The sequence below is a fragment of the Pseudomonas sp. genome, assembly GCF_030690725.1.
In the GTDB taxonomy this organism is placed as follows: domain Bacteria; phylum Pseudomonadota; class Gammaproteobacteria; order Pseudomonadales; family Pseudomonadaceae; genus Aquipseudomonas.
Window position 1 is genome coordinate 20,853 of record NZ_JAUYGD010000065.1, and the last position, 12,934, is coordinate 33,786.

8 protein-coding genes and 1 tRNA gene are annotated in these 12,934 nt (G+C 60.8%); all 9 read left to right on the forward strand.

Annotated elements, in window-relative coordinates; genetic code table 11:
* The first annotated feature begins 153 nt into the window (after positions 1-153).
* The 9 genes from Q8O69_RS15475 to Q8O69_RS15515 all read left to right on the forward strand — a co-directional run bounded on the left by Q8O69_RS15475 (position 154) and on the right by Q8O69_RS15515 (position 12,847).
* The gene (locus Q8O69_RS15475) at positions 154-1,254 is read left to right on the forward strand and encodes an NAD(P)/FAD-dependent oxidoreductase (protein ID WP_305593151.1); all 1,101 of its coding nucleotides are present in this window, start codon (positions 154-156) and stop codon (positions 1,252-1,254) included.
* A 123-nt stretch (positions 1,255-1,377) separates the two neighbouring features.
* Positions 1,378-3,612: an AsmA family protein gene (locus tag Q8O69_RS15480; RefSeq protein WP_305593152.1), complete on the forward strand. Its 2,235-nt coding sequence runs from the start codon at positions 1,378-1,380 to the stop codon at positions 3,610-3,612.
* Positions 3,609-4,688 carry an A/G-specific adenine glycosylase gene (gene mutY, locus Q8O69_RS15485; protein ID WP_305593153.1) on the forward strand — a complete coding sequence of 360 codons (1,080 nt, stop codon included), beginning with the start codon at positions 3,609-3,611 and terminating at the stop codon, positions 4,686-4,688. The genes Q8O69_RS15480 and mutY overlap by 4 nt, the downstream gene beginning before the upstream one ends.
* Entirely contained in the window at positions 4,685-4,957 is a 273-nt protein-coding gene (locus Q8O69_RS15490; RefSeq protein WP_275962172.1) for an oxidative damage protection protein, read from the forward strand. Before mutY ends, Q8O69_RS15490 begins: the two co-directional genes overlap by 4 nt.
* Before the next feature lie 233 nt (positions 4,958-5,190).
* Positions 5,191-5,266: transfer RNA gene (locus tag Q8O69_RS15495), tRNA-Phe, on the forward strand.
* A gap of 272 nt (positions 5,267-5,538) precedes the next feature.
* Positions 5,539-7,374 (forward strand): class I SAM-dependent DNA methyltransferase, encoded by a 1,836-nt coding sequence (locus Q8O69_RS15500; protein ID WP_305593154.1) that lies wholly within the window; start codon positions 5,539-5,541, stop codon positions 7,372-7,374.
* Complete coding sequence (locus Q8O69_RS15505) at positions 7,371-8,720, forward strand: restriction endonuclease subunit S (protein WP_305593155.1); 1,350 nt, start codon at positions 7,371-7,373, stop codon at positions 8,718-8,720. Before Q8O69_RS15500 ends, Q8O69_RS15505 begins: the two co-directional genes overlap by 4 nt.
* Positions 8,717-9,643 (forward strand): DUF5655 domain-containing protein, encoded by a 927-nt coding sequence (locus tag Q8O69_RS15510; RefSeq protein ID WP_305593156.1) that lies wholly within the window; start codon positions 8,717-8,719, stop codon positions 9,641-9,643. Before Q8O69_RS15505 ends, Q8O69_RS15510 begins: the two co-directional genes overlap by 4 nt.
* Positions 9,644-9,742: 99 nt before the next feature.
* On the forward strand, positions 9,743-12,847 hold the full coding sequence (locus tag Q8O69_RS15515; RefSeq protein ID WP_305593157.1) for a type I restriction endonuclease subunit R: 3,105 nt from the start codon (positions 9,743-9,745) through the stop codon (positions 12,845-12,847).
* Positions 12,848-12,934 lie beyond the last annotated feature (87 nt).

A 12,934-nucleotide genomic window follows, 5' to 3' on the forward strand; every position in this document is an offset into this window, starting at 1 on the left:
GCCCACGGAAAAAGGCTGGCATTATAGGCGGGCATCCGCCTGGGCGGCTACCGGCGGCGATCAGAGGTGCCGACTATCGGCTGCATAGGCTGTTAGGGCATGTTTCCGCCCAAACGACCAGCACAGCAATCACAGAATAAGCAGCGGGAAACCATGGACAGTATCGACACCCTGATTATCGGCGCAGGCGCTCTGGGGCTGGCCTGCGCCGCGCGCTTGAGCACGCCGGGGCAGAGTACCTTGATAGTCGAGGCGGAAAGCCTGATCGGCAGCCACACCTCCAGCCGCAACTCCGAGGTGATCCACGCCGGTCTCTACTACGCGCCCGGCTCGCTCAAGGCCGAACTGTGCCTGGAAGGCCGCGAACGCCTGTATGCCTGGTGCCGCCAGTATCAGGTGGCGCACCGCCAGCTCGGCAAGCTGCTGGTGGCGGTGGAAAGCGCGGAAATCACCAAGCTCGAACAGCTGCAACGCAATGCTGAAGCCTGCGGCGTGCATGACCTGCAACCTCTCGAGCAGAAAAGCCTGCATGAGCTTGAGCCCGCCGTGCGCGGAGTTGCCGCACTGCTTTCGCCCAGCACTGGGATTATCGACAGCCACGCCTACCTGCAATCGCTGCTGGCCGCCGCAGAGAGCCGTGGCGCGCAGCTGGTATTGCACACCTGCGTCGAGCGACTCGAAGCAAACGGCGACGGCTGGATAGCCTCGGGCCACAGCGGCGGCGAGCCGTTCCAGCTCAAAGCCCAGCGAGTGATCAATGCCGGCGGCCTGTTCGCCCAGCAACTGGCCAGGCAAACCCAAGGCCTGCAGAACGTGCCGCCGCTGCATCTGTGCCAGGGCCGCTATTTCAGCTACAGCGGCCGCTCGCCCTTCCAGCACCTGATCTACCCGATGCCGGAAACCAACACCACCGGCCTTGGCATCCACGCCACCCTGGATCTTGGCGGCCAACTGCGCTTCGGCCCGGATACCCACTACCTCACGCAGGTCGACTATCAGGTTGACGAAAACCTGCGTGAGCCGTTCGCCGATGCCATCCGCCGCTATTTCCCCGCTATCGACAGCGCGCGCCTGGTGCCAGGCTACAGCGGCATCCGGCCAAAACTCGCAGGCCCGGGGGAACCGGCGGCCGACTTCATTATCCAAACGCCCAATGATCACGGCCTGCCAGGCTTGGTCAATCTGTTCGGCATAGAGTCGCCAGGGCTTACCGCCAGCCTGGCGATTGCCGAGCGCGTGGCGCAGGCCCTGTAAAAGCCGCTTGCAAAATCACCGCGTAAACGGGACTGTCGGCGGTCCAGGTAAAAGCGCTGGCGCTATACTCGCCGGCTTGAATTGCTGCTCTTCACCATCCAGTTTCGAAACAAGGATTCGCACATGAAAGCGCTCGGCAAAATTCTCGGCCTGTTTTTTCTCGGGCTCTTGCTGATCATCGTGGCGCTGGGCTTTGCCCTCACCCACCTGTTCGATCCCAACGATTACAAAGACGAAATCCGCCAGCTTGCCCGCGACAAGGCCAGCCTGGAGCTGACCCTCAAGGGCGATATCGGCTGGAGCCTGTTCCCCTGGCTCGGCCTGGAGCTGACTGACGCCACCCTCGCCAGCCTTAGCACGCCGGACAAGCCGTTCGCTGACCTGCGCCTGCTCGGCCTGTCGGTACGCGTGCTGCCGCTGCTGCGCAAAGAAGTGCAGATGAGCGACATCCGCATCGACGGCCTCAACCTCAACCTGCAGCGCGACGAAAAAGGCCATAGCAACTGGGAAGATGTCGGCAAACCGGCCAAGCCCGCGACCACAACAGCCAACACCCCACCAGCAACCGCTGACAGCGCGCCAACTACAAGCACCACAGCTGAAGCAAAAGGCAGCGGCCAGCCGCTGAAACTGGATATCGACAGCCTGATCGTCAACAGCGCGCGCATCGACTATCACGACGCGCAGAAAGGCCAGCAATTCAGCGCCGAAAGCATCCAGCTGACCACCGGAGCAATCCGCGAAGGCGCGGGCATCCCGGTCAAACTCAGTACCTTCTTCGGCCTCAACAAGCCGGTTCTGCGCGCTCGTAGCGAACTGCAGGGCGAACTGCGCTTCGACCGCGCCCTCAAGCGCTATCAGCTGGAAGACGCCAAACTCTCCGGCGAAGTGTCCGGCGAGCCCTTCGATGGCCAGACCCTGACCTATTCGGCCCAGGGCCAGTTGCTGGTCGACATGGCTGCTCAGGTCGCCGAATGGAATGGCCTGAAGTTCTCCGGCAATCAGCTGCGCGCCCTTGGCGAGCTGAAAGTACGCGACCTCGACAAGCAGCCAAAACTCAGCGGCGGCCTGTCCATCGCACCCCTTAACCTGCGTGAATTCCTCGCCACCATCGGCCAGAAACTGCCGCCGATGACCGATGAAAAAACCCTCAGCCAGTTCGAACTGGTCACCCGCCTCAGCGGCAGTGACAACAGCCTGACCTTTGAAGAGCTGAAGCTGACCCTGGATGACAGCCACTTCAGCGGCCAACTGGCGATTGCCGATTTCGCCAAGCAAGCCCTGCGTGTGCAACTCAAGGGCGACCAGCTGAACCTCGACCGCTACCTGCCAGCACCATCCAAGGACGCCAAGGATGCCGGCGCCGCCCGCAAGGCCGAGGTCAAGGCCAGTGTCGCCAGCGCCGGGCAGAGCGGCAGCACACCGCTGCCTGATGCGCCAACCCAGCACGCCTGGAGCAGCAGCGAAGTGCTGCCCATCGAGACGCTGCGCAAGCTCGATATGCAACTCAACCTCAGCCTGGATCAGCTCACCGCCCAGCAGCAGGTGATCAGCAATTTCAGCGCCAAGGCGCAGAGCAAAGGCGGCCTGCTGACCCTGCAGGACGTGCGCGGCAACATCGGCAACGGCAGCTTCGACGCCAAGGCCAGCATCGACGTGCGCCCAGCCATCCCGCTGCTCAGCGTGCAAAAGAACCTCAGCAGCATCCAGATTGAGCCCTTCCTGAAAAAGCCCGACCAGCCTTCACCGGTCAAAGGCCTGCTGGATTTCAAAGCCAACCTGACCACCAGCGGCAACAGCCAGCGCGCCTGGGTCGATGGACTGACGGGCGATGCCAGCTTCCTGCTCAACGACGGCGTGCTGGTCGACGCCAACCTGGAACAACAGCTGTGCCGCGGCATCGCCACGCTCAACCGCAAATCCCTGAGCAGCGACCCACGCGGCAAGGACACGCCCTTCGAAACCCTGCAAGGCCGCCTGATCCTGCGTAACGGCGTGGCCCACAACCCCGACCTCAAGGCCGTTATTCCGGGCCTGGCAGTCAGCGGCAATGGCGATCTGGACCTGCGCATCCTCGGCCTCGACTACCGCGTCGGCATCACCGTTATCGGTGATCAACGCGAAATGCCCGACCCGGCCTGCCAGGTCAACGAGCGCTATGTCGGCATCGAATGGCCGGTGCGCTGCCGTGGCCCGCTGGAAATGGGCGGCAAGGCCTGCCGCCTGGATCAGGACGGCCTGGGCAAGGTCGCCGCGAAACTGGCCGGCAACAAGCTCAACGAGAAGATCGAAGAAAAACTCGGCGACAAGGTCAGCCCCGAGCTGAAAGACGCGCTCAAGGGCCTGTTCAACCGATGAGCCCCGAGCAATTTTCTGACGCAGTACTGCACTGGTACGACAGCCACGGGCGCAAGGACCTGCCCTGGCAACAGGGCATCACGCCGTACCGCGTGTGGGTCTCGGAGATCATGCTGCAGCAGACCCAGGTCAGCACCGTGCTCGGCTATTTCGACCGCTTTATGGCCGCATTGCCGACGGTAAATGACCTGGCCGCCGCACCGGAAGACGAAGTGCTGCACCTGTGGACGGGCCTCGGTTACTACACCCGCGCGCGCAACCTGCAGAAAACTGCGCAGATCGTAATGCGCGAACATGCCGGCGAATTCCCCCGCGATGTCGACCAGCTCACCGAACTTCCCGGCATCGGCCGCTCCACCGCCGGCGCCATCGCCAGCCTCAGCATGGGCCTGCGCGCACCGATCCTCGACGGCAATGTCAAACGCGTCCTGGCGCGCTACGTGGCGCAGGAAGGCTATCCCGGCGAGCCGAAAGTGGCGAAACAACTGTGGGATGTAGCCGAGCGCTTTACCCCGCACGCCCGAGTCAACCACTACACCCAGGCGATGATGGATCTCGGCGCCACGCTGTGTACCCGCAGCAAACCCAGCTGCCTGCTCTGCCCGCTGAAAAGCGGCTGCCAGGCGCACCTGTTCGGCCTGGAGATCCGCTACCCGATTCCCAAACCGCGCAAGGCGCTGCCACAGAAACGCACGCTGATGCCGATCTTCGCCAACCGCAACGGCGAGGTGCTGCTCTATCGCCGCCCGTCCAGCGGCCTCTGGGGCGGCCTGTGGAGCCTGCCGGAGCTGGACGAAGCAACGGCCATCGCCTCACTCGCCAGCCGCCACACCCTGCAGCTCGGCGCACAGCGCGAACTGAGCGGCCTGACTCACACCTTCAGCCACTTCCAGCTGGCCATCGAACCTTGGCTGATCCAGGTCGACGCCGCGCCAGCCGCCGTGGCCGAGGCTGACTGGCTCTGGTATAACCTCGCCACCCCGCCGCGCCTGGGCCTCGCCGCCCCGGTGAAGAAGTTGCTGAAGCGCGCGGCCGATGCACTCGCAACAACACAGAACACTGGAGAGACACCATGACCCGCACCGTACAGTGCCGCAAACACAAGCAAGAACTCCCCGGCCTGGACCGCCCACCGTATCCGGGCGCCAAAGGTGAGGACATCTTCAACAACGTCTCCAAGCAAGCCTGGGACGAATGGCAGAAGCACCAGACTCTGCTGATCAACGAACGCCGCCTGAACATGATGAACGCCGAAGACCGCAAATTCCTCCAGGCCGAGATGGACAAATTCCTCTCCGGCGAGGAATACGCCCAGGCCGACGGCTACGTGCCGCCCAGCGAGTAACCCTAGCGAAACGTGGGAGGCGCTTTAGCGGCGAAATGCTCTAACAGCAGTCGCGGCTAAAGCCCCTCCCACGCGCATCGCCCAGACCGTAGGGTGGATGACGCCTTATCCATCCACCACATCGCAATGTGCCGCTCAGCCCTCGCTCGAACCTAACCGCCCGTAATAATTAAATATTTTTCAAACTCACGCTTGACACCTACCCCTCAAATCCGTCTAATAGCGCCCCGTTAGCCCGGGTAGCTCAGTCGGTAGAGCAGGGGATTGAAAATCCCCGTGTCGGCGGTTCGATTCCGTCCCCGGGCACCACATATAGTTTTCTGGTGATGTCAAAACCACTCGAAAACACCTAAGAAACCCGCCTAGTGCGGGTTTTTTATTGCCTGCAATTCCCGTGTATTTACCCGTCCCTAAAGCCCACCACCTGGCGCACTTCGTCCGCCTGCCAGCAACATCACTCCCGACTATGGGCCGAAAGCAAAGGTAGGCCTCCAGGCGCTCGCCCGGCATAATCCTGCCATCTGTTCCCCGGTGCCGCGCTCGCTCACCCAGGAAGTTGTCACTCAAGGATTTTGTGCCCCATGAACCAACAAGCCCTGTCCGCCTTTATCTGGTCGGTTGCCGACCTGCTGCGTGGTGATTACCGCCAGTCCGAATACGGCAAGGTGATCCTGCCCTTCACCGTGCTGCGCCGCTTGGACTGCGTGCTGGAGAAGACCAAGGCAGCGGTGCTGGCCGAACAGGCCGAGAAGATGAAGCTGGTGGCCAACCCCGAGCCCTTCCTGCTGCGCAAAACTGGAAAGGGCTTCTACAACATCTCGCAGCTGGACATGGCCACGCTGATGGGCGACTCCGACCATATCCGCGACAACCTCTACAGCTATATCCAGGGCTTCTCCCTGCCGGTGCGCGATATCTTCGAGCGCTTCGACTTTCTGACCCAGATCGACCGCCTGCACAAATGCGGCCTGCTCTACCAGGTGGCCGAACGCTTCGCCCAGATCGACCTGCACCCAGAAGCCGTGGACAACATGCAGATGGGCCTGGTGTTCGAGGAGCTGATCCGCAAGTTTGCGGAAATCTCCAACGAAACCGCCGGGGAGCACTTCACCCCGCGCGAAGTGATCCGCCTGATGGTCAACCTGATCTTTATCGAAGACGACGAGGTGCTGACCAACCCAGGCGTGGTGCGCAACCTGTATGACCCAACAGCTGGCACTGGCGGCATGCTGTCGATTGCCGAGGAATACCTGGTCGAGCACAACCCCCAGGCGCGCCTGAACCTGCATGGCCAGGAGCTCAACGACGAGTCCTACGCCATCTGCAAGGCGGACATGCTGATCAAGGGTCAGGAAGTAGCCAATATCAAGGCCGGCAACACCCTTAGCGACGACGGCCATGCCGGCAAGCGCTTCGACTATATGCTGTCCAATCCGCCGTTCGGCGTGGAGTGGAAGAAGGTCGAGAAGGCCATCCGCCAGGAGCATGAGCAGCAGGGCTTCAATGGCCGCTTTGGCCCAGGCCTGCCGCGCGTATCCGATGGCTCGCTGCTGTTTCTGATGCACCTGATCGCCAAGATGCGCCCCGCCAACGAAGGCGGCAGCCGCTTTGCCATCGTACTTAACGGCTCGCCGCTGTTTACCGGCGGTGCCGGCTCCGGCGAGAGCGAGATCCGCCGCTATGTGCTGGAGAACGATCTGGTCGAGGCGATCATCGGTCTGCCCACCGATATGTTCTACAACACCGGCATCAGTACCTATGTGTGGGTGCTGACCAACCGCAAGCCAACCCCGCGCAAGGGCCTGGTGCAACTGATTGATGCGTCGAGCTTCTGGCAGAAGATGCGCAAAAGCCTCGGCTCCAAGCGCAAGGAAATGCCCGACAGCGCCATCGAGGAAATTACCCAGCTGTTCGGCCAGTGCGCCGAAGCGCGCCTGGCCACCGTGCTGGATGCCAACGGCAAGGAAGTTGCCCGGCAAATCCTGCGTGACGGCGAAGCCGAGCCCAGCGCGCCAGTTGGCGGCAAGGTCAAACTCGCGCCGCTATCGCGCCTGCTGCCCAACCAGGCCTTCGGCTACCAGAACATCACCGTCGAACGCCCGCTACGCGACGAGCACGGCGCCATCGTTATCGGCCAGAAGGGCAAGCAGAAAGGCAAACGGCAGCCCGATAGCAGCCTTCGTGACAGCGAGAACGTGCCGCTCGACGAAGACGTGCAGGCCTATTTCAAACGCGAAGTGCTGCCCCACGCCTTGGATGCCTGGATCGATCACGACAAAACCAAGGTCGGCTACGAGATCCCCTTTAATCAGCACTTCTATGTATTCGAGCCGCCACGGCCGCTGGCCGAGATCGACGCCGAACTGAAAGGCGTGACCGACCGCATTCTGGCGATGATCGGGGGGCTGTCGGCATGAGTTTTCCGCGTTATCCGGAATATAAAGACTCTGGGGTTGAGTGGCTGGGAGAGGTGCCGGGGCATTGGGAGGTTGTACCACTCAGGCACGTAATCAAAAAAATCGAATCCGGTACTAGTGTGAACTCAACGGATACCCCTGCTGGAGAGGGCGAACTCGGAGTACTGAAAACCAGCTGCGTTTATAGTGGCACCTTTGAAGCAGGCGAGAATAAAGCCGTCGTGCCTGAAGAGTATGACCGCGTCGCTTGCCCGGTGACTGCAGGCACCCTCGTAGTTAGCAGGATGAATACTCCTGACCTAGTAGGGGCGGCCGGGCTAGTACAAAAAAGCAATGGCGCTTTATTTCTGCCTGATCGACTCTGGCAAGTAGCCTTCACCGATGCTGAGCCTGCGTATGTACATTATTGGACGCTGACCGGCGGATACCGTGCGCAGGTACAGATGGCTTGTGCGGGCACAAGCTCCAGCATGCAAAATTTGGCTCAAGATCAGTTTAGAAGTTTTGTTTTTCCTAAACCCACACCTGATGAACAGTCAGTGATAGTGGCCTTTCTCGATCACGAAACCGCCAAACTCGATGAGCTGATGGCCGAGCAGGAAAAGCTGATCGCGCTACTTAAGGAAAAGCGCCAGGCGGTGATTGCTCATGCCGTGACCAAGGGGCTCGACCCGACAGTGCCGATGAAGGATTCCGGGGTGGAGTGGTTGGGTGAGGTGCCAACGCATTGGCAAGTCCAGCGCATGGCTAACCTATTCAAGGAAGTAGTGGAAAGTGGCGATGACAGCCTGCCTGTTCTAAGCGTATCCATTCACAGCGGTGTATCTGATAAAGAGCTGAATGATTCAGAACTCGACCGCAAAGTGACGCGTAGCGATGATCGCGGTAAATACAAGAAAGTTCAGCCTAGCGATCTGGTTTACAACATGATGCGGGCCTGGCAAGGCGGCTTTGGCTCTGTGACAGTACCGGGACAAGTCAGCCCCGCTTATGTAGTAGCACGGCCTGTTGCGGACTTTATTACTGCATTTATCGAGCAGACGCTGCGAACGCCGCAAGCTGTTGAAGAAATGCGCAGGCACTCCCGAGGCGTTACGGACTTCCGGTTGCGCCTGTACTGGCAAGAGTTCAAGTGCATCCAGGTCGCGCTACCTGACAAAGAGGAACAAAAGGCGATCCTTGCTTTTATTGCCGCAGTAAATGACAAGCTCGAAGTACTCGAAGTTGAAGCTCAGCACGCCATCGACCTACTCAAAGAACGCCGCACCGCCCTAATCTCCGCCGCTGTTACCGGCCAGATCGATGTGCGCGGCCTGATCAAGGAAGAACAGGAGCAAGCCGCATGAGCGATATCCAGCTATTTCGCCTGGGTGCCAATGGTTCCGCCTGTGAGCTGCCCGGCCGCGCGGTGGCGGTGGAAAAACAGCTGCAAAGCCTGATCGAGGCGCAGATGGAGTGCTTTCTCGGCGTGCGCTTTCTTGCCAGTGAATACGCCACCGGCAAGACCCACAAGGGCCGTATCGACTCCCTTGGGCTTGACGAGAACGGCTGCCCGGTAATCATCGAATACAAACGCCACAGCAACGAGAACGTGATCAACCAGGGCCTGTTCTACCTGGATTGGCTGCTCGACCACCAGGCCGAGTTCCGCTGGCTGGTGATGGAAAAACTGGGCAAGCAGGCTGCCGAGCAGATCGAATGGGGCGGCACTCGCTTGCTGTGCATCGCTGCCGACTTCACCCGCTACGATCAGCACGCGGTGCAGCTGATCCAGCGCAATATCGAGTTGATCCGCTACAAGCTGTTCGGCGATGACCTGTTGCTGCTGGAGCTGGTCAATTCGGTCAGCGTGACCAGTACCGTAGTTGCCGCCCCAACGGCCGAGGCCGAAGCGGGCAAGCCCGCAGCTGCGAGCAAAGACAAGACCTGGCAGGAACAACTGGCGCTGGCTCCGGCAGAAATTGCCGCGCTGTTCGAGCAGACCACCAGCTACCTGCATTCGCTCGGCGACGATGTGCAGGAAAAGCCCCTCAAGCTCTACCTGGCCTTCCGTCGGCTAAAGAACTTCGCCAGCATCGTGGTGCAATCCAAACGCCTGCAGCTGTACCTCAAGCTCAACCCGGACTCGGTCGAGCTGGTCGAGGACTTCAGCCGTGACGTGCGCAGCATCGGCCATTGGGGCACCGGCGACCTGGAACTGAGCCTGCGCACCCCTGCCGATCTGGAGCGCGCCAAGCAGCTGATCGAACGTAGTTACCAGGAAAACTGATTCGCCTGCCCAAGCGGCGTGGTGGACTCTTTCGCCATAGTGACCAAGACTGCAGCCGCATCGGCTACAGCTGAACGAATACAATAGGGAGCGCCCGGCATGAGCCTGCATAAGGAAGTGTCCTTCGAGAACGAGATCTGCGAGCAGCTGGCCGCCCACGGCTGGCTGCATGCTGCAGGTGACGCGCAGGCCTATGACCGTGCTCGGGCGCTATTTCCTGCCGACCTGATTGACTGGGTCAAGAACACCCAGCCCAAGGCCTGGGAGGCGCTGAGCAAAAACCATGGCACAGCTGCCGAAGCGGTACTGCTTGATCGTTTACGCAAATCCCTTGATGAGCGCGGCACCCTCGATGTGTTGCGCCAGGGCATTGAGTTGCTGGGCCTGCGTCAACCGCTGCAACTGGCGCAGTTCAAGCCGGCGCTGAGCATGAACCCGGAATTGACTGCCAAGTACGCGGCCAACCGTCTGCGCGTGGTACGCCAGGTACGCTACTCGCTGACCTGCGAGAACTCCATCGATCTGGTGCTGTTCCTTAACGGCATCCCCGTCGCGACCTGCGAGCTGAAAACCGACTTCACCCAGTCGGTGCAGGATGCAGTGGATCAATACCGCTTCGACCGCGAGCCAAAGCCCAAGGGCCGGACAGAGCCGCTACTGAGCTTCCCCTGTGGCGCACTGGTGCACTTTGCCGTGAGCAACCGTGAAGTGCAGATGACCACCCGCCTGGAAGGAGCGGCGACGCGCTTTCTGCCGTTCAACCTGGGTAACGACGGCGGTGCCGGCAACCCACTCAACCCGGCTGGCCATGCCACGGCCTATCTCTGGCAGCAGGTATGGCAACGCGACAGCTGGCTGGAGATCATCGCCCGCTACCTGGTGGCGCAGAAGGACAAGAAGAAGCAACTCAAGTCGATCATCTTCCCGCGCTATCACCAGCTTGATGCCACCCGCAAACTGCTGGCCAAGGTGCTGGAGGAAGGGCCAGGCGGCAAGTTCCTGATCCAGCATTCGGCCGGCTCCGGCAAGACCAATTCGATTGCCTGGGCCGCGCACTTCCTCGCTGACCTGCATGACGCCGAGCAACAGAAGCTGTTCCAGTCGGTACTGGTGGTGTCTGACCGCACGGTGCTGGACGCGCAGCTGCAGGAGGCGATTTTCAGCTTCGAGCGCACCACTGGCGTAGTGGCGACCATCACCGGTGAGTCGGCGAGCAAGAGCGGTGAGCTGGCCAAGGCGCTGGCTGGCGGCAAGAAGATCGTGGTGTGCACCATCCAAACCTTTCCGTTCGCCTTGAAGGCGGTGCAAGAGTTAGCCGCCACCGAGGGCAAGCGCTTCGCGGTAATCGCCGATGAGGCGCACTCGTCGCAAACCGGCGAGGCCGCATCCAAGCTCAAGCAGGTGCTGTCCATCGAAGAGCTGAAAGAGCTGGCCGACGGTGGCGAAGCCAGTACCGAGGACATTCTTGCGGCGCAGATGAGTGCACGCTCGGCCGAAAGCGGCATCACCTACGTGGCCTTTACCGCCACGCCCAAGGCCAAAACCTTGGAGCTGTTCGGGCGGCGGCCAAATCCAGAGCTGCCGGCATCGAGCAGCAACCTGCCGGCACCGTTCCATGTGTACTCCATGCGCCAGGCTATCGAGGAGGGCTTTATCCTCGACGTGCTGCACAATTACACGGCGTATAAGACCGCCTTCAAGCTGGCGCACAACGGTGAGGAGCTGAGCGAAGCCGAGGTGGAGCGCAGCCAGGCACTGAAAGGCATCATGCGCTGGGTGAAACTGCACCCCTACAACATCGCGCAGAAGGTGCAGGTGGTCATCGAGCACTTCCGCGAAAACGTGCAGCCGCTGCTGGAGGGCAAAGCCAAAGCAATGGTGGTGGTTTCCAGCCGGCAGGAGGCAGTGCGCTGGCAGTTGGCAATCGACCAGTACGTGAAACGCCAGGGCTATCCGATCGGCACCCTGGTAGCGTTCTCCGGCGAAGTGAATGATTCCGAGTCTGGCCCCGACCCGTTCACTGAAACCAGCCAGGCGCTGAACCCGCACCTGCGTGGCCGCGATATCCGCGAAGCGTTCAGCGGCGATGAATACCAGATCCTGCTGGTCGCCAATAAATTCCAGACCGGCTTCGACCAGCCGCTGCTCTGCGGCATGTACGTGGACAAGAAGCTGGGCGGCATTCAGGCCGTGCAAACGCTGTCACGACTCAACCGTGCCCACCCGAAGAAAGACACCACCTACGTGTTGGACTTCGTCAACGAGCCGGACGAGATCCTCACGGCGTTCAAGGCTTACTACAGCACCGCCGAGTTGGAGGATGTGACCGACCCGCACCTGGTTTACGACTTGCGCACCAAGCTGGATAGCGCCGGGCACTACGACCAGTTTGAGGTCGAGCGTGTGGTGGCGGTGCTGCTCAATCCAGCGGCACGTCAGAGCGAACTGAGTGCGGCCCTGGAGCCAGTAGCCAACCGCCTGCTGGTGCGTTACCGCATTGCTCAGGATGAGCTGCGCGCTGCCGAGGCGAACGGCGATGGCCAGACAATGAAAGAGGCCAAAGATGAAATGGATGCGCTGGTGCTGTTCAAGCGCGACATGGGTAGCTTCCAGCGTCTGTATGCCTTCCTCTCGCAGATCTTCGACTACGGCAATACCGATATCGAGAAGCGCCAGCTGTTCTTCAAACATCTGCTGCCACTGATCGAATTCGGCCGGGAGCGCGAAGGCGTGGATCTGTCGCGCCTGGAACTGGTGCGCTACAAGCTGAAAGACAAAGGCACCCGCGACCTGCCACTGGTAAACGGCGAATACCCGAAACTGCCACCGATGAGCGCCACCGGCAGCGGCCAGGTACAGGAGAAGGAAAAGCTCTACCTCAGCCAAATCGTCGAGAAGGTCAACGAGCTGTTCGGCGCAGATACCACCGACGGCGACAAGCTGTCCTGGCTCAATAGCCAGCGCGAGAAGCTGCTGGAATCCGAGGTGCTGGCGCAGCAGGCGGCGAACAACACCAAAGAACAATTCGCCAGTTCGCCTGATCTGACGCGGGTGTTTATCGATGCGCTGATCGACAGCCATTCGGCGCAGAGCAACCTGAGCTTGCAGGCGCTGAACTCGGAGCAGATTCAACGCGAGGTGATCAATCTGCTGCTGGGGCCTGCGCGGCTGTACGAAGCGCTACGCGGGCAAGCCAATACGTAAGCTCGACATGGGCGAGAAACACCCCACACCGCTTAACAAGATCAGCTTTGGTTATCTGCACTTTGGGCTGCCGTGCAAATGAATTGC

Excerpts from the sequence above, each read along its gene's own strand:
- Q8O69_RS15475 (WP_305593151.1), top strand. The coding sequence starts at position 154 with ATGGACAGTATCGACACCCTGATTATCGGCGCAGGCGCTCTGGGGCTG.
- Q8O69_RS15480 (WP_305593152.1), top strand. The coding sequence starts at position 1,378 with ATGAAAGCGCTCGGCAAAATTCTCGGCCTGTTTTTTCTCGGGCTCTTG.
- mutY (WP_305593153.1), top strand. The coding sequence starts at position 3,609 with ATGAGCCCCGAGCAATTTTCTGACGCAGTACTGCACTGGTACGACAGC.
- Q8O69_RS15490 (WP_275962172.1), top strand. The coding sequence starts at position 4,685 with ATGACCCGCACCGTACAGTGCCGCAAACACAAGCAAGAACTCCCCGGC.
- Q8O69_RS15500 (WP_305593154.1), top strand. The coding sequence starts at position 5,539 with ATGAACCAACAAGCCCTGTCCGCCTTTATCTGGTCGGTTGCCGACCTG.
- Q8O69_RS15505 (WP_305593155.1), top strand. The coding sequence starts at position 7,371 with ATGAGTTTTCCGCGTTATCCGGAATATAAAGACTCTGGGGTTGAGTGG.
- Q8O69_RS15510 (WP_305593156.1), top strand. The coding sequence starts at position 8,717 with ATGAGCGATATCCAGCTATTTCGCCTGGGTGCCAATGGTTCCGCCTGT.
- Q8O69_RS15515 (WP_305593157.1), top strand. The coding sequence starts at position 9,743 with ATGAGCCTGCATAAGGAAGTGTCCTTCGAGAACGAGATCTGCGAGCAG.